Annotated in this window: 24 protein-coding genes, 1 tRNA gene and 1 pseudogene; 19 read left to right on the top strand and 7 right to left on the bottom strand. The window is 67.9% G+C overall.

Annotation, left to right across the window (positions count from 1 at the left end; genetic code table 11):
* The first annotated feature begins 23 nt into the window (after positions 1–23).
* On the top strand, positions 24–1178 hold the full coding sequence (locus H504_RS0115100) for a pyridoxal phosphate-dependent aminotransferase (protein WP_035304447.1): 1155 nt from the start codon (positions 24–26) through the stop codon (positions 1176–1178).
* Between the two features lie 94 nt (positions 1179–1272).
* A complete protein-coding gene (locus H504_RS42040) occupies positions 1273–1440 on the top strand; it encodes a hypothetical protein (protein WP_026423436.1) in 168 nt (55 codons plus the stop codon).
* Positions 1441–1502: 62 nt separating this feature from the next.
* Here the strand turns inward: H504_RS42040 and H504_RS0115090 are convergent, their stop codons facing one another.
* Positions 1503–2540 carry a threonine aldolase family protein gene (locus tag H504_RS0115090; protein WP_026423435.1) on the bottom strand — a complete coding sequence of 346 codons (1038 nt, stop codon included), beginning with the start codon at positions 2538–2540 and terminating at the stop codon, positions 1503–1505.
* A 134-nt stretch (positions 2541–2674) separates the two neighbouring features.
* On the opposite strand from H504_RS0115090, the gene H504_RS0115085 reads away from it, so the two are divergent.
* The 9 genes from H504_RS0115085 to H504_RS0115045 all read left to right on the top strand — a co-directional run bounded on the left by H504_RS0115085 (position 2675) and on the right by H504_RS0115045 (position 9363).
* Positions 2675–3193 (top strand): SigE family RNA polymerase sigma factor, encoded by a 519-nt coding sequence (locus H504_RS0115085; RefSeq protein WP_026423434.1) that lies wholly within the window; start codon positions 2675–2677, stop codon positions 3191–3193.
* A 17-nt stretch (positions 3194–3210) separates the two neighbouring features.
* On the top strand, positions 3211–3969 hold the full coding sequence (locus H504_RS35295) for a hypothetical protein (RefSeq protein WP_051385897.1): 759 nt from the start codon (positions 3211–3213) through the stop codon (positions 3967–3969).
* Between the two features lie 35 nt (positions 3970–4004).
* Positions 4005–4586 carry a TetR/AcrR family transcriptional regulator gene (locus H504_RS0115075; protein WP_026423433.1) on the top strand — a complete coding sequence of 194 codons (582 nt, stop codon included), beginning with the start codon at positions 4005–4007 and terminating at the stop codon, positions 4584–4586.
* Positions 4587–4597: 11 nt separating this feature from the next.
* Positions 4598–6037, top strand: coding sequence for an adenylosuccinate lyase (gene purB / locus H504_RS0115070; RefSeq protein WP_026423432.1), 1440 nt, complete (start codon positions 4598–4600; stop codon positions 6035–6037).
* 161 nt (positions 6038–6198) lie between these two features.
* The gene (locus tag H504_RS0115065) at positions 6199–6993 is read left to right on the top strand and encodes an ABC transporter substrate-binding protein (RefSeq protein WP_026423431.1); all 795 of its coding nucleotides are present in this window, start codon (positions 6199–6201) and stop codon (positions 6991–6993) included.
* The gene (locus H504_RS0115060; protein WP_026423430.1) at positions 6993–7736 is read left to right on the top strand and encodes an amino acid ABC transporter permease; all 744 of its coding nucleotides are present in this window, start codon (positions 6993–6995) and stop codon (positions 7734–7736) included. Before H504_RS0115065 ends, H504_RS0115060 begins: the two co-directional genes overlap by 1 nt.
* Complete coding sequence (locus tag H504_RS0115055; RefSeq protein WP_026423429.1) at positions 7708–8430, top strand: amino acid ABC transporter ATP-binding protein; 723 nt, start codon at positions 7708–7710, stop codon at positions 8428–8430. Before H504_RS0115060 ends, H504_RS0115055 begins: the two co-directional genes overlap by 29 nt.
* Before the next feature lie 18 nt (positions 8431–8448).
* Positions 8449–9264 carry an MOSC domain-containing protein gene (locus H504_RS0115050; RefSeq protein WP_211239326.1) on the top strand — a complete coding sequence of 272 codons (816 nt, stop codon included), beginning with the start codon at positions 8449–8451 and terminating at the stop codon, positions 9262–9264.
* A 15-nt stretch (positions 9265–9279) separates the two neighbouring features.
* A tRNA-Leu gene (locus tag H504_RS0115045) sits at positions 9280–9363 on the top strand.
* On the opposite strand, the gene H504_RS40125 is transcribed toward H504_RS0115045, so the two are convergent.
* From H504_RS40125 to H504_RS35280, 4 genes are all read right to left on the bottom strand, one after another.
* Positions 9345–9545 carry a hypothetical protein gene (locus H504_RS40125; protein ID WP_026423427.1) on the bottom strand — a complete coding sequence of 67 codons (201 nt, stop codon included), beginning with the start codon at positions 9543–9545 and terminating at the stop codon, positions 9345–9347. The genes H504_RS0115045 and H504_RS40125 overlap by 19 nt on opposite strands.
* Positions 9546–9570: 25 nt before the next feature.
* Positions 9571–10194, bottom strand: a complete 624-nt coding sequence (locus H504_RS35285) for a protein NO VEIN domain-containing protein (protein WP_026423426.1) — start codon at positions 10192–10194, stop codon at positions 9571–9573.
* 54 nt (positions 10195–10248) lie between these two features.
* On the bottom strand, positions 10249–10686 hold the full coding sequence (locus H504_RS40120; RefSeq protein ID WP_084467721.1) for an MrcB family domain-containing protein: 438 nt from the start codon (positions 10684–10686) through the stop codon (positions 10249–10251).
* 146 nt (positions 10687–10832) lie between these two features.
* The gene (locus tag H504_RS35280) at positions 10833–11030 is read right to left on the bottom strand and encodes a hypothetical protein (RefSeq protein WP_035304444.1); all 198 of its coding nucleotides are present in this window, start codon (positions 11028–11030) and stop codon (positions 10833–10835) included.
* A 138-nt stretch (positions 11031–11168) separates the two neighbouring features.
* Between H504_RS35280 and H504_RS0115025 the strand changes: the two genes are divergently transcribed.
* On the top strand, positions 11169–11546 hold the full coding sequence (locus tag H504_RS0115025) for a hypothetical protein (RefSeq protein ID WP_026423425.1): 378 nt from the start codon (positions 11169–11171) through the stop codon (positions 11544–11546).
* Positions 11547–11765: 219 nt separating this feature from the next.
* Here the strand turns inward: H504_RS0115025 and H504_RS41320 are convergent.
* Positions 11766–11906 (bottom strand): annotated as a pseudogene (locus tag H504_RS41320) (transposase); the annotation flags it as partial.
* A gap of 380 nt (positions 11907–12286) precedes the next feature.
* Here H504_RS41320 and H504_RS0115020 point away from each other — a divergent pair.
* The 4 genes from H504_RS0115020 (at position 12287) to H504_RS0115005 (ending at position 15333) form a co-directional block, all read left to right on the top strand.
* Entirely contained in the window at positions 12287–12670 is a 384-nt protein-coding gene (locus H504_RS0115020) for a hypothetical protein (RefSeq protein ID WP_026423424.1), read from the top strand.
* Positions 12671–12679: 9 nt separating this feature from the next.
* The gene (locus H504_RS35275; protein WP_035304443.1) at positions 12680–12916 is read left to right on the top strand and encodes a hypothetical protein; all 237 of its coding nucleotides are present in this window, start codon (positions 12680–12682) and stop codon (positions 12914–12916) included.
* Positions 12913–13272: a hypothetical protein gene (locus tag H504_RS0115010; RefSeq protein WP_026423423.1), complete on the top strand. Its 360-nt coding sequence runs from the start codon at positions 12913–12915 to the stop codon at positions 13270–13272. Before H504_RS35275 ends, H504_RS0115010 begins: the two co-directional genes overlap by 4 nt.
* A 447-nt stretch (positions 13273–13719) precedes the next feature.
* Positions 13720–15333, top strand: a complete 1614-nt coding sequence (locus H504_RS0115005; RefSeq protein WP_026423422.1) for an Eco57I restriction-modification methylase domain-containing protein — start codon at positions 13720–13722, stop codon at positions 15331–15333.
* 3 nt (positions 15334–15336) lie between these two features.
* Here H504_RS0115005 and H504_RS35270 read toward each other — a convergent pair whose 3' ends face one another.
* Positions 15337–15507 carry a hypothetical protein gene (locus tag H504_RS35270; protein ID WP_211239325.1) on the bottom strand — a complete coding sequence of 57 codons (171 nt, stop codon included), beginning with the start codon at positions 15505–15507 and terminating at the stop codon, positions 15337–15339.
* A gap of 19 nt (positions 15508–15526) precedes the next feature.
* On the opposite strand from H504_RS35270, the gene H504_RS0114995 reads away from it, so the two are divergent.
* The 3 genes from H504_RS0114995 (at position 15527) to H504_RS0114985 (ending at position 18443) form a co-directional block, all read left to right on the top strand.
* Entirely contained in the window at positions 15527–16003 is a 477-nt protein-coding gene (locus tag H504_RS0114995; protein WP_157440428.1) for a hypothetical protein, read from the top strand.
* Positions 16000–16644: an MBL fold metallo-hydrolase gene (locus tag H504_RS0114990; protein ID WP_026423420.1), complete on the top strand. Its 645-nt coding sequence runs from the start codon at positions 16000–16002 to the stop codon at positions 16642–16644. Before H504_RS0114995 ends, H504_RS0114990 begins: the two co-directional genes overlap by 4 nt.
* A gap of 110 nt (positions 16645–16754) precedes the next feature.
* Positions 16755–18443: a S8 family peptidase gene (locus tag H504_RS0114985; RefSeq protein ID WP_245614262.1), complete on the top strand. Its 1689-nt coding sequence runs from the start codon at positions 16755–16757 to the stop codon at positions 18441–18443.
* Positions 18444–18558 lie beyond the last annotated feature (115 nt).

The raw sequence follows: 18558 nt of genomic DNA, 5'->3' as shown, positions 1-18558 counted from the left end.
GCGGGCGTCACTAGGCTGGGGCCATGCACGCGCTGCTCAAGGTGGCCGAACGGGCCGCGATCCCGCCGTTCCACGTGATGGATGTGGTGTCGGCGGCCAACGCGCGCCAGCGCACGCACGGCGACATGCTCTCGCTGGCGGCCGGTCAGCCGTCGGCCGGCGCCCCGCAGGCGGTCAAGATCGCCGCCGCCGAGGCGTTGGGGTCGCAGCCGCTCGGCTACACCGAGCCGCTGGGCATCCCGGAGCTGCGCGAGGCCATCGCCGGGCACTACGGGCGGCGGTACAACCTGGACGTCGCACCGCAGGACGTCGTGGTGACCACCGGATCGTCCGGCGGTTTCCTGCTGGCGTTCCTGGCCGCGTTCGACGCCGGTGACCGTGTCGCCCTCGCCCGCCCCGGCTACCCGGCGTACCGCAACATCCTGGCCGCCCTCGGTTGCGAGGTGGTCGAGTTGCCCTGCGACGAGCGGACCCGGTTCCAGCCGACCGTGGACGTGCTCGACGAGATCGGCCCGATCGACGGGTTGATCGTCGCCAGCCCGGCCAACCCGACCGGCACCGTGCTGGACCCGGCGGAACTGGCCGCGATCGCCGGGTGGTGCGCCGAACGCGGGGTGCAGTTGGTCAGCGACGAGATCTACCACGGTATTTCCTATGGCGCGGAAACGGCGTCGGCGTGGCAGTTCTCCCGCGAGGCCGTGGTGGTGAACTCGTTCTCCAAGTATTTCGCGATGACCGGGTGGCGGCTGGGCTGGCTGCTCGTCCCGCAACGGCTCCAGCGTGCTGTCGACTGCCTCACCGGCAATTTCACGATCTGCCCGCCCGCCATTTCCCAGCACGCCGGCGTGGCTGCTTTTGATGACGGTGTCTACGCCGAACTCGACGCGCACGTGGCGCACTACGCGGCGAACCGGACCCTGCTGCTGGACGGTCTGACCTCGATGGGCATCACCCGGGTCGCCCCATCGGACGGCGCCTTCTACGCCTACGCCGACGTGTCGCACCTGACCCGCGACTCGATGAGCTTCTGCCAGCGGTTGCTCGCCGAGACCGGGGTCGCCATCGTGCCCGGAATCGACTTCGACCCCGAGCTGGGTGGGCGTTTCCTGCGGTTCTCCTTCGCCGGTGCGACGCATGACATCAAAGAGGCGGTGAACCGGCTCGCGGGCTGGCTCTGACCCGGCCGTCAAGCGAACCCGGGTCCGTTGGGGAACGATGGGCCACCGGTGCTCGTTCAGCGGGTACAAGAGGTTCTCGGGGAGGCGGCGGGACATGGTTATCAGGATCATCGGCGCGATCATCGTCATCTGGCTGGCGTTCACCTTGATCGGCGTCGTGTTCAAGGTGCTCGGCACGCTGCTGGTCGTGGCCGCGGTGGCCACGCTCGGTGTGGCGGCGTACGGCGCGATCAAGGGCCGCTCGCACCGCCAGATCCGCTAGGACGCAGGGCTCCGCCAAGACGCAAGGCGTCGGGGATGCACAGGGGGCATCCCCGACGCGGTCTACGCGGCTGGACTGGTGCTGCGCGCGGAGTTGATCCGGCGCAGCACCTCGTTGATGTCGGCTTCCGGCACGTCACGGTGGGTCACGAACCGCACCCCGCCGGGCACGCTCGTGGCCTGCACGCCCACCCGGTCCAGCGAGGTAAGGGCGGCCGCGACATCGGGCACGGCCGCGATGACGATGTTGGTCTCCGGCACCCCGACCTCCCAGCCCAGTTCGGCCAGCCCCGCGGCCAGCCGGCGGGCGTTCGCGTGGTCGACGGCGAGGTCGTCGATCCGCTCCAGGGCGAGCAGCCCGGCCGCGGCGAGCACGCCACCCTGCCGGACCCCGCCGCCGAGCATCTTGCGCACCCGGCGGGCCTCGGCCACGAACGACGTCGACCCGGCGACCAGCGACCCGACCGGCGCGCCGAGCCCCTTGCTCAGGCACACCTGAACGGTGTCGACACCCACCGTCAGCGCGGCGGGCGGCACCTGCAGGGCGATTGAGGCGTTCCACAGCCGCGCGCCGTCCAGGTGCACCAGCAGCCCGGCTTCCCGTGCCGCGGAGACCAAGAGGGCGTGTTCGTCCGGTGGGGTTACCGTGCCGCCCGCGAAGTTGTGCGTGTTCTCCAGGCAGAGCAACCGCGTGTGCAGCGCGTAGTAGGGAGCGGACGCGGTAGCGAAGGCGCGCACGTCTTCCACACCGATCCGCCCGGGGCCGACAGTCCACTCGAGCGCGTGCGGCATTCCCCCGGCCAGCCACGCGGCTGTCCCCAGTTCGGCCTCCAGTACGTGCGCCGCGCGCGGGGCGAGGAAACGGTCACCGCGGCGCAGGTGGACGGTCAGCGCGATCAGGTTGCCCATCGTGCCGCTGGGCACCCACAACGCCGCCGCCATGCCCAGCCGGGCGGCCGCCTCTTCTTCGAGTCGGCGCATGGTGGGGTCGTGGTCGAGCACGTCGTCACCGACCTGCGCGGCGGACATGGCCACCCGCATGGTCTCGTCCGGCTGGGTCACGGTGTCCGAGCGGAGGTCGATCCGGCGCGTGTAAGTCACGATCCGATCACACCACAGCATCGGCTGTTCGACCGATGCCGGGGGTGGCGTATGTCTCTGCGGTACCCCGTGCAACCGTTGTCCGGGGCACGTCCGTCCCCCACCCGTAGACAAGACGAGCGGAGAGCGTCCGCGTGGACCAGCGCGACGAGCAGGAGTTCGCGGAGTACTTCACGGCACGGCGCGACGCCGTGCGCAGAACCGCTTACCTGCTCTGCGGGGACTGGCACCGGGCGGACGACCTCACCCAGACGGCGTTCGTCGCGTTGCACCGCAGGTGGCGCAAGATCCGGGACCGCGGGGCCCTGGACGCCTACGTCCGCCGGTCGGTGCTGCGCGCGATGATCGACGAGACGCGCAGGCCGTGGCGGCGGGAGCGGCACGTCGAGGTCGTCCCGGAGGTCGCGGCCACCGACGCCGAGGTCGGCGAGGTGGTGGCGGTCCGCTCGACGTTGGTGGACGGGCTGGCCAAGGTGCCACCGCGGCAGCGGGCCGTGCTCGTCCTGCGGTTCCTCGAAGGGCTCGACGTCGCCGCGACCGCCGTGGCGATGAAGTGTTCGGAGGGGACCGTGAAAAGCCAGACCGCGCGCGGGCTGGCCGCGTTGCGCGACGTGCTCGGCGACGCGGTCGACGACCTGCGGTCGACTTCGTGACGGGGAGGTGGGTGTAGGTGGACGAGCACAAGATCTCAGAGCTGTTCAACGACGCGGTCCGCGACGTGCCCCCGCCGTCGTTCGACCGGGACGACGTGCTGGCGGCCTCGGCCAAGGCGACGAGGCGGCGCACCGGGGTGATCGCCGGTGCGGCGCTGGGGCTCGCCGTCGTCGTGGGCGGGGTGGCCGTCGGGGTCGCGTTGTGGCCCACGACGAACGGCACGTCGAGTAACGATTCGGCCGCGCTCGGCTCGGCGCCCGCGGTTCCCGGTAACGCGAATCCTGTTCCGGGCGAGACGCAGAGTGCCACCCCGCGCCTCGCGGAGGCGGCACCGGACGCTCCGTCGGCGACGCCCAAGCAGGGGGGCTCGCCGGGTGGAGAGGTCGGCCTCGGTGCCGACAGCACTCCTGGTGGGTGCGGACCGGCGGACCGGAAGCTCGCTGCTGCCCTCGCGGGCGAGCTTCCGTCCGCCGTTTCTCCCGGCGAGTACCGCGCTTCCCCGCTGACCTGCGCCCCCGGTTCGACGTCGGCGGCCTTCCAGATCACCAGGGGGCCGGAGCGCGGGCTGCTCTCGATCATGGTCACCCCGAAGGGCAAGGCGCAGGTCATGCAGCCGCCGTGGGCCGACCGGTCGGGCGCGCAGGGCTTCGTCATCGCGGCGAAATCGGGTGCGACGGTGGTGCTCGAGGTCGAGTCCGTGTCCGGCTCCGCCGCCCCGCCGATCACCGCGGACGGGCTGCGCGACATCGGCAAGAAGCTGGCGGGCCGGTACTGACCCTGCCCGACCGCGTCCGGCGGCAGAATCCAGGCATGACCACCGCGAGCACTCCCAAGGGTGAGCGACGCAGGCACGCGCTCGTCGAGGCCGCCGTCGAACTGCTCGCCGAGGGCGGTTTTGACGCGGTCCGGCACCGGGCCGTCGCCGAGCGCGCCGGGTTGCCGCTGGCGTCCACCACGTACTACTTCCAGTCGCTCGACGAGCTGATCGGCGCGGCCATCGAGTACCACGGCCGCTCCGAACTCGCCCGCGGCCGGGCCGTGCTCGCCGCGATGACCGAGCCGGTGCGCGGCCGGGACCACCTCGTCGAACTGGTCCTCGACCAGCTCCTCGGCCCCGTCGAGCGGGACGACGCCGAGAACGTGCTGCTCCGCTACGAACGGCTCGTCGCCACCGGCCGCCGCCCGTACCTGCGTCCGCTGATGCTGGAACTGGGCGCCGAGCTGCGTGCCCTGCTCCGGGAGACGTTCGCGCTGGCCGCCGCCGACATCGACGACGCCAGGCTGGAGCAGTTGATCGCGCTGGTCGACGGGGCCGTCGTCAACGCGCTCATCGAGGTCAACCCCGATCCGCGGGCGGCGGCGCGGCGGATGCTGCGGACGGCCCTCGCGTAAGCTGGCCAGACGTGACCGCAGCGCAGAAGCCCCGCATCCCCAACGTCCTCGCAGGCCGCTACGCCTCCCCCGAGCTGGCCGCGCTGTGGTCCCCGGAGGCGAAGGTCCGGCTGGAGCGGGAGCTGTGGCTGGCGGTCCTCTCCGCGCAGGCCGACCTCGGCATCGACGTCCCGGCCGGTGTGGTCGACGACTACCGGCGGGTCCTGGACCGGGTCGACCTGGGCAGCATCGCCGACCGCGAGCGGGTCACCCGGCACGACGTGAAGGCCCGCATCGAGGAGTTCAACGCGCTCGCCGGGCACGAGCACGTGCACAAGGGCATGACCTCCCGCGACCTCACCGAGAACGTCGAGCAGTTGCAGGTCCGCCGGTCGCTGGAACTGGTCCGGGTCCGGGTCGCCGCGGTGCTGTCCAGGCTGGCCCGCCTTGCCGCCGAGCACGCCGACCTGGTCATGACCGGCCGCTCGCACAACGTCGCCGCGCAGGCCACCACCCTCGGCAAGCGGTTCGCCACCGCGGCCGACGAGCTGCTGGTCGCCTTCACCCGGCTCGACGAGCTGATCACCCGGTACCCGCTGCGCGGCATCAAGGGCCCGGTCGGCACCGCCCAGGACATGCTCGACCTGCTCGGCGGTGACCAGGACAAGTTGGCCCGGCTGGAGCGCGCGGTCGCCGGGCACCTCGGGTTCGACGAGCACCTCGTGAGTGTCGGGCAGGTCTACCCGCGGTCGCTCGACTTCGACGTGGTCACCGCGCTCGTGCAGGTCGCGGCCGCACCGTCCAGCCTGGCCAAGACGATCCGGCTGATGGCCGGGCACGAGCTGGTCACCGAGGGCTTCAAACCCGGTCAGGTCGGCTCGTCGGCCATGCCGCACAAGATGAACACGCGTTCCTGCGAGCGGGTCAACGGGCTCGCGGTGGTGCTGCGCGGGTACGCGTCGATGGTCGGCGAACTCGCGGGCGACCAGTGGAACGAGGGTGATGTCTCGTGCTCGGTCGTGCGCCGGGTCGCCCTGCCGGACGCCTTCTTCGCCCTCGACGGTCTACTTGAGACATTCCTCACCGTACTCGACGAGTTCGGCGCCTACCCGGCCGTGATCGCCCGCGAACTCGACCGGTACCTGCCGTTCCTGGCCACCACCAAGGTGCTGATGGCCGCCATCCAGGCCGGGGTCGGCCGGGAGACCGCGCACGAGGCGATCAAGGAGAACGCGGTCGCGGTCGCGCTCGCCATGCGGGAGAAGGGGATCGCCGACAACGACCTGCTGGACCGGCTCGCCGCCGACAGCCGTATCCCGCTCGACCGCGCCGCTCTCGACGGGCTGCTCGCCGACCGGCTGCCGTTCACCGGCGTCGCGGGCGCCCAGGTCGCCGCGGTCGTCGCCCGCGTTGAAACCGTGCTGGCCCGCTTCCCCGAGGCGGCGGCGTACGCGCCGGGAGCCATCCTGTAGCGAGCGTCACCAGGTCGCCGTCCTGTCATGTGGGAAGACGGCCGCCCGTTGGCGCTCACGGCCGGTTGGTTCCTACCGTCGGTGCCGAACGCGGGTGGGGATCGGACCTCCTCACCCGCGTGATCCTCTTGTGCGACAAGCACATGAAGACGGGAAGACCGATGAGAACCTCACTGCGGCGCGCGATCGCGCTCGCCATCGCCGGGATCGCCGCCACCACCGCGTTGGCGGGCTGCGGGTCCTCGTCGGCCGACGCAGGCGACTCCAGCACGCTGCGCGTCGGCACCCTCGGCGACGCCCCGCCCAACGTCTACCAGGAGAACGGCGTCTACACCGGCTTCGACAACGAACTGTTCAAAGCCGTCGCCGCGAAAGCCGGGTACCAGACCGAGTTCGTCGGCACCGACTTCTCCGCCCTGCTCGGCCAGGTCGCCAACAAGACCTTCGACGTCGGCTCGTCCGCCATCGCGCAGACCGACGAGCGGCGCAAGACGGTGGACTTCACCGACCGGTACAACTACGAGTACATCAGCGTCCTGAGCAAGGACAAGACCATCACCGACGCGAAGCTGTTGAGCGGCAAGCGGGTCGCGGTGATCCAGGCCACCGTCGGCGACAAGTACCTGGGTGCCAACGTCCCCGGCGCGCAAGTCGTGCGCTTCCCCAGCTACGACTCCGCCATCGCCGGACTGCGCAACGGCACCGTCGACGCGTGGGTGGTCGACCTGACGATCGCCGAGAAGTACGCCAAGGACGACCCGGCACTGTCGGTCACCACGACCATCGCGGCCAACGACCTCCCGCACGGTTTCGCGGTGCGCAGGGGCAACGACCAACTGCGCGCCAAGCTGAACGACGGCCTGCACGCGGTCATCGCGGACGGCACCTGGCTGCGGTTGCACGACAAGTTCATCCCGTCGGTGCCGGTGCCCGACGAGTTCAAGCCCAAGTCCTGATGTCCGACCTGGTCGACACCTTCCTCAACTGGGACCACATCACCGCGGTCCTGCCGGACCTGCTGCGCACCGGCCTGGTCAACACGCTGATCCTGGCGGGCAGTTCGGCGGTGCTCGGGACGGTGCTGGGGCTCGGGTTGGCGCTGCTGGGGTTGTCCCACCGGCGGTGGCTGCGGTGGCCCGCGCGGGTGTACACCGACATCTTCCGCGGTCTGCCCGCGATCGTGACGATCCTGCTGGTCGGGCAGGGTCTCGCGGTCGTGGCCCGGCCGGTGATCGGCACGAACCCGTATCCACTGGGGATCCTCGCGTTGAGCCTGATCGCGGCCGCCTACATCGGCGAGATCTTCCGGGCAGGCATCCAGAGCGTCGACAAAGGACAGTCGGAGGCGGCGCGCGCCCTGGGCATGACACACGTGGCGACCATGGCGAAGGTCGTTGTGCCGCAAGGGGTTCGACGGGTGCTGCCCGCTCTCGTCAACCAGTTCATCGCGCTGGTGAAGGACTCCAGCCTGGTGTACTTCCTCGGGTTGCTCGCCTCGCAGCGGGACCTGTTCCGCATCGGGCAGGACGTGGCGGCCAACACGGGGAACCTGTCGCCGCTGGTCGCGGCCGGGTTGGTGTACCTGCTGATCACGGTGCCGCTGACGCACCTGGTCAACTTCGTCGACCGGCGCCTGCGCGACGGTCAGCCGGTTCGGGGAGGTGACACCCTTGCCGAGTTCGAGCCTGCTCGTGCGTGACCTGCACGTGTCGTTCGGCCCGGTCGAGGTGCTGCGCGGGGTCGACCTGGAGGTGCCGCGCGGGACGACGACGTGCGTGATCGGCCCGTCCGGTTCGGGCAAGTCGACGTTGCTGCGCGCGATCAACCAGTTGGAACCGCCCAGCCGCGGCGAAGTGCTGCTCGACGGCTCGGGCGTGGCCGACGTCAACGTCCTGCGGCGGCGGATCGGCATGGTGTTCCAGCACTTCAACCTGTTCGCCCACCGGACAGTCCTCGACAACCTCGTGCTGCCGCTGCGGTCGGTCCTGCGGCTGTCCCAGGAAGAGGCGCGCGACCGGGCGTCGCGCTACCTGGACCGGGTCGGGCTCGCGGACAAGGCGCCGTTCCGGCCGTCCGCCCTGTCCGGCGGGCAGCGGCAGCGGGTGGCGATCGCCCGCGCGCTCGCCATGGAACCCGAGGTCGTGCTGTTCGACGAGGCCACCAGCGCACTCGACCCGGAGCTGGTGAAGGGCGTGCTCGGGTTGATGGCGGAACTGTCGTCGGCGGGCATGACCATGGTCGTCGTGACGCACGAGATGGGGTTCGCCCGCGAGGTCGCCGACCAGGTGTGCTTCCTCGACCACGGCTTGGTCGTCGAGTCCGGTCCGCCCGCCGCGGTGTTCGGGTCGCCAACCGCGCCCAGGCTCCGGAAGTTCCTGGACCAAGTCCTGTGAGCAGGTAGCGTGGACGGCGTGGCAACGGTTTCCGCGCTGACGTACTACCCCGTCAAGGGATTCCACGGCATTTCGGTCTCCACGGCGGACGTCGTGCGGACCGGCCTGCGCGAGGACCGCGCGTACATGGTCGTCGACGCCGCCGACGGCACGTTCCTCAGCCAACGCAAAGTCCCCGCCATGGCCGTCGTCCACGCCAACCCGACCCCCGACGGCCTCCGGCTGTCCGTGGCCGGGTACGACGACATCCTGGTCGAGCCGGTCGTGGACGGCCCCCGCCGCGAGGTCAGCCTGTTCAACAAGTGGTTCGGCCCCGCCGTGGACCAGGGTGACCTGGCCGCCAAGTGGTGCAGCGAGGTCCTCGACCGCGACGTCCGCCTCGTCCGCGTCCCCCCGGACCACGACCGCGACGGCTGGGGCCTGCACCCCGGCAAAGTCGGATTCGGCGACGCCCACGCCGTCCTGGTCACCTCGGACTCCTCGTTGGTCGAACTCAACACCCGCATCACCGCCGCTGGCGGAACCCCCATCCCCATGGACCGCTTCCGCCCCAACATCGTCATCACCGGCTGGCCCACCCCGCACACCGAGGACACCGCGGCCACGTTGACCATCGGCCCCGTCCACCTCGGCTACTCCACCGAAGCCATCCGCTGCGCCGTCCCCACCGTCGACCAGTCCACCGGCGAGCGAAAAGGCCCCGAACCCACCCGAACCCTCGCCACCTACCGCCGCCACCCCACCCGCCCCGGCGTCACCTTCGGCGCCAAATACGCCACCCTCACCCCCGGCCCCCTAACCCTCGGCGACGAGGTCCACCTCACCAGGCGCTAGACTCCCCTCCACCAAGTCCGGGTGGCGGAATGGCAGACGCGCTAGCTTGAGGTGCTAGTGCCCTTAACGGGCGTAGGGGTTCAAGTCCCCTCTCGGACACGCTTACTACCCCTACCAGACCTGATGCTGACGTCGAGCATCCGGTCTTGTGCGTTGTAGAGCAGTTCCAGGTCGAGGGCGGCGTAGAGCTCTTGGAGCCTGGCCGGGCTGGCGTCATTGATCTCGCGGCCGATGGTGTCGAGGTGGTCGAGCATGGTATTGGCCTCCGCCTGGCGAACCATACGGCCAGGCGGAGGGCCTGAAGCTCTACCGGTCCTGGGGTGTGTCGACACCGACTTGGTTCACCCGGTACCTGAACGAGATCGGGGTCAAGTCGGTCGCCGCTATTCGCCAAGGGTGTGCCTCTCGAACCGAACCACCTGACGCATTCGGTGGAATGGTGGTGCGGTCGAGGTGGATACCGCTTACGATGATCAACATCGTATTCGGGTACTTCTCGTCATTGAGGTCGACTTCGTTCTTAGTCAGGATCACCTCCTCGCCAAGAGATGTAGTACCTTTCACCTCTACGTAGAGGCGTTCGCTTCGGCGTCTGGCGTCGAGGTCGTAGGACTCGGTGGCTCCGAAATCGCGAACCGAGTAGCCCTTCGCCTCCAAGTGGCCGCGGGCGAGGGCGACAGAATGGTCCTCGATTGCCGCGCGCTCGGCGTGGCTTAGCCGCATGCCCTGGCCTGCGCGACGTCGTCCCGCGACGCGGTCTGCCACACTGATCGCATCAGAGATTTCCGGGGCCAACTCGCCGGGCACCGCTTCCGAGCCGCTTTCCGCCACGTGCAGTTCTTGTAGCACGGAGGCCATGAACAGCAGGTCTGTCTTGAACACCTCCTCAGTGGGGAGCGTATCGATGCGGTATTCGAAGGCTGCGACCATGCCAACCTCATATCCAAATGCGCGTCTACTCGCTCGGCCCTTCAACGAGATCGCCTAGACCAGGTCGGGCCGCTGCCCCAGGGCAGGTGTGAGCGCAGTTCTTGCCCATGCGACACGGGCACGTAACTCGGCCAAGGGCCGGTCCACTGGTGAACCACCATTCCACTTTGTGGTGCCCTGTATGAGTGTCAAGAAGACAGCTTCTCCGCAGGCGTCGAACAGGTAGACGACATACCATCCATCGGTGGCCCTGGGAGATCTGCTGGCCGAGTGAACGCGCACCCATGGGATCTCGCTGCGGAGGCCTTTTCCGTCACTGGCGTCAACTCGCAGATCTTCTACTGACACGGCCCGGAGCTCAGGTAATAAGCCCTCAATCCAGCCCGTCATCTGTTTGCGGATCAACTCTCCGCGACGCTGCATCGCCGGGGTGTTCTCCGCGCTGTACTCCGGCTGAGCTTCCAGCACTCTTCGTATCACGTCACGCACCATGCGAAGATCATCACACCCTCCCGGATCCGTCCCGCATCGCGCGGGACCTTGCTCGCACAAGTGCGCCACTGATCCTTCGGACACTTGGGGTAAGCCCTGCCGCGTTACGGCCCGGGTGGGACCGGAGTAGTTCCTTGCACGCAGGATCACGGGCGGTGGCGGTTCCTTTCCTGCCGAATGATTCGCGCTGGTGTGGTGAAGAGGGCGTGGGCGGCCAAGAAGGCGGGGGGTACGAGGGTCGCGAGCAGGAGCCAGGGGTTGGCCTGGTCGGCGATGGCGGACCACTGGGCCACCACGATCAAGGTGCTGACGAAGAGGACGCGAGCGGTCAAGGGGGCGTGCATCTGACCTCCGATGTGGACGGCTTCAGCCGACTTAGGCGATATCGGGTCAAAATATTCCCAGTGGTCGGGCCGGTATGTCTACACCGTTGATCGAGGGGCAACCTATAAAGTCGGTCCCGGGTGGACGTGGGAGGACCGGTGACCGAGGACTGGGCCGCGGTGGCGTGGACCATCGTGGAGCGGATGCGGGTGCTCGGCCTGTCCCAACAAGACGTGATCGACCGGTCCAACCTCTCCAAGGTCGTCGTCCGCGAACTCCAGCACAACCTGGTCCAACGCCGCCGCAGCCCCCGCACCCTGGAGGCGATGTCCGTCGCGTTGGGACTGCACCCCCGGCACCTCTCGGGCATCCTCGAAGGAAGGACCGTGGAAACCATCCACAGCCCCGAAGACCGGTCCTACGTCATACTCGACCGGCTGGCCGCCCTGGAGAGCCGACTCGACAAGATGACCACTCTGCTCAGCGAAATGGACGACGACCTGGGCATCCTGGGCAGACACCTCCGCGAGCGATGACCCGTAGGTGGGCTTGCGTTGCGCAGGCCGGAGCTACCTCATCGTTGGATTCCCGCCCGGCATCAACCTGCGGAAACATGCCCCAGGTCGAGAAATTCGCCTTGTCGTTCGCGATACCCCGCGACTCCTGTAGACGGCATCGGACGCGCGTATTCACGACCACCCGGGGCGAACGGCTCTGGGGTTGCGGCATCATCGGCGTCCCAGTGCGGCGCTCGATCACTGCTTCCCCTTTCTCCTCCAGGTCCTCCAGGTGGCGAGAGTGGCATCCTGGATCGGCGCGGTGTAGATCGGTTTGATGTCTTTCTTGATCGCGTCCCAGTGCTGTCGGGGGATAAGCTGGAGCGTGTTCCGAATGAGGCTCGGTTTCGGTCATGGTGACCGTATCGGGCGGCTGCCGCAACAAGCCCAGGCATCGGGGTGCGGTGGACGTTTCGATGGAACTGTTTGGCGGACACGGCGTCGGTTGCCTCCACTGCCCACTACTGTGTGCGCGGCCAGAAGCGCCGGGACGGCGAACACGGTGATCGTGGGCCACGTGTTCGCCGCGTACTCGGCGACCAGCAGTTGGGTGGTCGAGATCAAGCCTGCCACGAAGGCCACCCGTGCGGCAGGTGATGACAACGCAGTGGTCGCTACTTGGCGGTGGTCGGGTCTCTTCACGGGTGCGAGCCGTTCGTTGGGCTGTATTGACCTATAATTGGTACCATATTGACCGCATGTGGTGGGTTGGAGGGTGTGTGGGTGATGACTGGGGCGCGGTCGCCAGGTGTGTCCGGGAGCGCTTGGTCGAGCTTGAGATGCCGCAGGCGCGGCTGGTCCAGCGGTCGCAGGTCTCGAAACTGGTTGTCCGGGAGATAGCAGGCGGGACTGTGATCCGGTCCCGGAGCCCGCGGACCCTGGAAGCTCTCTCGGCCGCGTTGGAACTGCACCCGCAGCACCTCCTAGCGGTCTTGAGAGGGGAGAGTCCACCGAAAGTGGGTGGAACGGGAGACCCGGCCCTGGATCGCCTCGACGACGTGCGGGAGTTGCTTGGCTTCATTCTCGCTCGTCTTGACAGGATCGAGAGCAGGATCGCGCCCCTGAATGCCCACGAGCGGCAAGACGGTCGTACACGGTGGTAGAAGGAGACAGTGCCTCGATACCTTTATGTCTACGTCGGCCAAGCGGCGGCGCGTGAGAACCTCGGCATCGGGATGGACAGCCTCACGTGGGGGTGGAAGACCGATTCGCATGGTGACGAGGTGAGAGACGCTATGGCCGTGCTGCGCAACCCCAAGTCCACCAGCTACCTCGTCTTCGTCCAGGGAGTGCGGGCACCCGATCAACCGGTGGGGTGGCCGCGGGTCCCCCTGGGTGATCCGGCGTGAACGCGGACCTCGGATCGGCCGAATCCTTGCGCTGCAGCCTCTGCCACCGCGAACTACCCGTATCACTGCTGCGCCTCGCCCACATCAAACGGCGTGCCGAGGCGACCGCGAAGGAACGCCTCAACACCGCGAACACGATGCCCACGTGCACCCTGGGTGCGATGAACTGTTCGAACGCGGCTTACGTCCTGGTCGATGCGTGTGGTCGGTCGTACCGCAATGCGCGCGTCTCCGGTATCACTGACGACCTCGACGTGGCCTTGGCGCGATTCGACGGACAGAAAGTGCTGGCGTTCAATTCTGCCTCGGCCCCGTTTTTCGCCGAACACGCCCTCCGTCATACCGGGGTGCTATGACGGTAACGGGGGAATGCCGAGTTCTACCAGCATCGCCCGTGGCGACGTAGTAGCTCGTCAGTTCGAGGCAGTACGCCCAGATCTGGTTGCACGGGTAGTTTGGGCAGCGAGACCATGTTGGATTCGGCCACGGCATCGACCGCCGACCACTGCTTGTTCTCAACGACCACAACCACGATCTGGTTCTCGTCACCTGGCCGGCACCCAAACCCGCCTGGATCAGCGGGTCAACCACGGTCGGGATGCTGTTCTCTCAGGAACGACCCCGCTCTCGGTGAGCCGTACATCGAACGGGTGTCATCCTAATGTGTGATGACTGTGGGTCTGACCCGGCTGGATGACTCTGTGAGTGACGGTCTGCCGGACACTCGTCGCGAACCGGGTGGTGTCGGGGGATCAGGCAGAATCAACGCTCGGGTGTGCGGCGTGGTGGATGAGAGGTGCCGGATGGGTGGTGGGCTCGGCCGGGTGGATGCCGCGGAGGTCAAGCGTCACGGGAGGCATTACACGCCGGTGGGGTTGGCTGAGTTCTTGGCGGAGTCGGTGGCGCGCAACATGTCTGGTCTGGATGTGGTGCGGGTGTTGGACCCGGCGTGTGGTGATGGCGAGTTGCTGTTCGCGGCGGCGCGGGTCGTCGGGCGGCTTTGGGCGGGGGTCGCTGTCGAGTTGACGGGCTATGACCTCGATGGGGAAGCGGTGCGGCTGGCGGAGAAGCGGGCGCGGGAAAGCGGGCTGGGTGGTTCCTGGCACGAAGGGGACTTCATTGTTGAGGCGGCGGGACTGGAGCCCGACTCGTTCGATGTGATCATTACGAATCCGCCGTATGTGCGGACTCAGCAGTTGGGTGCGGAGGCGGCGCGGGTTTTGGCGGGGGGGTTCAATCTGGTGGGGCGGATTGACCTGACGCATCCGTTTGTTGGGAGTTTTCCGCGGTTGCTGCGGGCGGGTGGGGTGATGGGGTTGTTGTGCTCCAATCGGTTTCTGAGTACCAGGGCTGGGGCTAATGTGCGGAGTCTGTTCGACGGGGATCTGCATCCGATCGAGCTTTATGATCTGGGGGACACCAGGTTGTTCAGTGCGGCGGTCCTGCCCGCGATCGTGATTGCGAGCAGGACCGAGAGTTCGGGGAGGTGTCGATTCGCCACTGCTTACCGTGATGAAGGTGCCGTGGTGACGAGCGATGTGTCGCTGTTTGAAGCTTTGCGCGCGGACGCGGACAGTGTGATCGAGCATGGTGGCAAGGCCGTGGCTGTGCAGGTTGGCGAATTGGCTGATCGGGCTGATTCGACGGAGCCGTGGCGGCTGAGGCGTCGGGGTGACTGGTTGGAGCGGGTCAACGCGGCGACTTGGCGTACGTTTGGTCAGGTGGCCAAGATTCGGGTTGGGATCAAGACCACCGCTGATGCCGTGTTCATCCGGGAGGAATGGGACGGTGTGGAGCCGGAGTTGGTGTTGCCGCTGGTTACCCACGAAGACGTCCAAGCCTGGCGGGTCGGGACCCCGCGCGCGAGTGTGTTGTATCCGTATGACCTTGGCCGGGATCGGCGGACTCTCCTTGATATGGCCGAGTACCCGGGGGCGATGGCCTATCTCAATTCGCACGCGGAGAGGTTGAAGGGGCGGAAGTACGTTCGGGACGCGGGGCGGGAGTGGTATGAGATTTGGGTGCCGCAGCGGCCGGGGAGGTGGGTGGGGGCGAAGATTGTGTTTCCGGACATCAGCGAGCGGGGGAGGTTCGCGTATGACCGGTCGGGGGCGGTGGTGAATGGGGATTGTTATTGGATCTCGGTGGCGGACATCGGGGATGAGCGGGTCGCGTACCTGATGTTGGGGGTGGCGAACTCGGCGTTGGGGTTGCGGTTCTACGACGAGGTGTGTGGGAACCGGCTCTATTCGGGGCGGCGGCGGTGGATCACGCAGTACGTGCAGCGGTTTCCGTTGCCGGATCCGGAAACCGCTGCCGCGGCGGAATTGGTGGAGGCGGTGCGGGAGCTGGTGGCGGGCGGCGGTGCCGCGGAGGTGATCGATCGGTTGGTGGAGAAGGCTTTTGGGCTATCCTGACGGTTACTTCTCGCAGCCGATACCGTCGCCGTCGTTGTCCAAGCCGTAGATGTCGCGGCCGATCACCCGCACGGGGCCGCTGACGTAAGCGGGGCCGTTGCCCGAACCGCCCGCGCAGTCGACGTCGCTGGCGATGGGAACGCAGCCGGAGTAGTTCGGGTCGCAGTTGGACACGGGTTTCACCGTCGTCGTCTTGACCGGCGCGGGTACGGGGGCGGGTCGCTTCGTTGTGGTGGTGGTGACGACGACCGGCTTCTTGGTGGTGACAACGGGAGCGGCGGGGACCGTGGTGGTTGTCGTGGGCGGCGGCGTGGTCGTGCTGCTGCTGGTCGTCGTGGTGGTTGTGGACGTCAGGGTGGACGTCGAGACAGTTGTGGACGTTGATGTGATCGTCGAGAGAGCCGGCGCCGCGGCGTTCGTCCCCGACGAGTTGCACCCGGCCACCGCGAAACCGACCACCAGCAACCCCAACGCGAGCAACCCACGCGCGGTGGATCTGGCCATGGGCAACGTCTCGATCATGATGCACTCCCGGAGCTGTACGACATACGCCTGTGCATCGGACGGGCGATCTTCGTGTTACCACCGGGTGAAACAACTGCCGTCTATCGCGGAGAGTAAGCGTGTGGGCCATCGCAAAGGTGATGGCCCGGATACGCTGGACGGGTGAAGCTGACTTTGTTCGGACATGCGTGTGTATTGGTGGAGACCGGGGCGGCGCGGGTGTTGGTGGACCCGGGGATGTTCTCGCCGGGGTTCGAGGACCTGCGGGACCTGGACGCCGTCCTCATCACGCACCAGCACTTCGACCACTTCGACCCGAATCGGTTGCCGGGGTTGATGGCGGCGAACCAGCACGCCGAGTTGGTGGTGGATCCCGGGACGGCGGTCGAGGTCGAGAAGTTGGGGCTCCGGGAGCGAGTTGTCCACTCGGGGGACAGCCTGCCGATCGGGGGGTCGGTGCTCAGCGTGGTCGGTGGCGAGCACGCGGTCATCCACCAGGACATCCCGGTCATTCCGAACGTCGGTTACCTGATCGACCACGGCGCCTTCTACTACCCGGGTGACTCGTTCGTGGTGCCGGAGCAGAAGGTCGACGTCTTGGCGTTGCCGACCGGGGCGCCGTGGTTGAAGTTGGGGGAGGCGATCGACTACTTCCGGGCGGTGGCGCCGCGGGTGGCGGTGCCGGTGCACGACCTGACCTTGGCCGAGGGGATGCGGGAAGGGTCGTACGAGCGGTTCCAGGAGTTGGGGCCTGCGGGCGCGCGGGTGGAGGTGCCCGGCCGAGGTAACTCGATCGAGTTCAATTAGGCGGCAATCCGGCGGGAAACGCCGGGTTCCGTGCGAGTGTCCACGGCGTGGGCGCGGGGGCTGCGACCCGGCCGACCCGGCCGGGTGGTCCGCGCCGTGGAGGGCTGATCGTGTTCGAGCGTTTCCGTCGGGCGGCGGCGGCCGTGGTCGTGGCGGCGGCCGCCCTGGTCGGGATGAGCGGGAGTCCGGCGGCCGCGGTCGCCGGGCAGCGGGCTTACCTGGTGATCACCGCCCCGGGGGACACCTCCGGGGCCAAGTCGGCCGTCGCCACCAACGGGGGGTCGGTGTACGCGTCGTACGACGTGATCGGCGTGGTCGTGGCGCACTCGGCGGCGTCCGACTTCGCGACCAAGATGCGGGCTGTAACCGGGGTCCAACTGGTGGGTGCCACCCGGACGGTGGACGTGCCGACACAGGCGGACAACCCGCCGATCCCGGCCGCCCCAACCGAGGTGATCCCGACCGCGGCTGAGACCAGCAGGCCGGACATGACCCAGATCAAGGCCGACCAGGCGTGGCCGGTCAACACGGGTTCGCCGCTGATCACCGTGGGTGTGCTGGACACCGGGGTCGACGACCAGCACTACGACCTCAAGTCCAATTTCGACGCCACCAAGTCTGCCTCTTGTGCCTACGGCAAACTCGACACGCGGCCCGGTTCGTGGCGCCCGACCGCTGACCACGGCACGCACGTGGCGGGCACGATCGCGGCCGCGAAAAACGGTAAGGGCGTCGTCGGTGTCGCGCCGAGCGTGCACGTGGCCAGCGTGCGGATCGCGGAGAACCCGAGCGGGTTGTTCTTCGCCGAGAACACGATCTGCGCGTTCGTGTTCTCCGCCGACCAGGGCTTCAAGATCACCAACAACAGCTACTACACCGACCCGTGGCTGTTCAACTGCCCGAGCGACGCCGACCAGGCCGCCATCCTGGAGGGTGTGAAGCGGGCGGCCGCGTACGCCGAGGGCAAGGGCGTGCTGAACGTGGTCGCCGCGGGCAACGAGAACATCGACCTGGCGAACAAGACGACCGATACGACCAGCCCGGACGACGCGACCCCAGCGTCGCGCCCGGTGACCAGCGCGTGCCTGGCCGTGCCCAATGAACTGCCGAGCGTGCTGACCGTTTCGTCCATCAATTCCTCGAACGTGAAGTCGGCGTTCTCCAACTTCGGCACCAACAAGATCGCTTTGGCCGGTCCGGGCGACGCTGTCTATTCGACGCTGCCCGGCGGCAAATACGGCAACGCGTCCGGTACTTCGATGGCCACCCCGCACGTCGCCGGGGTCGCCGCACTTATGCTCAGCGCGAACCCGACGCTGTCCGTCGCCGATCTGAGGGCCCGCCTCGCGCTGGAAGCCGACGACCTGCCGTGCGCCGACGCGCGCTGCGCCGGGACCACCGCGAAGAACAACTTCTACGGTGAGGGCCGGGTCGACGCGTTGGACGCTGTGGTCGGGTTCCCCTTCGGCAACCCCACTGACGTGCCCATACCCGACGCGGGACCGGCGGTGACCAGCCCGATCGTGGTCACCGGCGTCCCCGGGAACGCGGGCACGGTCAAGGTCGACGTCAACGTGGTGCACACCTACCGCGGCGACGTGGTCCTCGACCTGATCGCCCCGGACGGCACCTCGTACCGGCTCAAGAACCCCTCCACCAGCGACGCCGCCGACAACATCGTCGCCACTTATTCCGTGAATGCGTCGAGCAAGGTGGCGAACGGAACCTGGAAGCTGCGGCTGCAAGACCTCTACGTCTCGGACACCGGCCACCTCAATTCGTGGAAGATCACGTTCTAAGCCTGGTAAATCGCGCGAAGGCCGTCCCTGCGGGGGGCGGCCTTCGGCGTTTTGCGGGTTCTCTGGGCCGTTTGAACTCTTTTTTTCGCCAACAATTCTCCCGGCGGCTGTTTTT

It is taken from the genome of Actinokineospora inagensis DSM 44258, from assembly GCF_000482865.1.
Lineage (GTDB): Bacteria > Actinomycetota > Actinomycetes > Mycobacteriales > Pseudonocardiaceae > Actinokineospora > Actinokineospora inagensis.
This window is presented reverse-complemented; position numbering and strand designations above follow the sequence as displayed.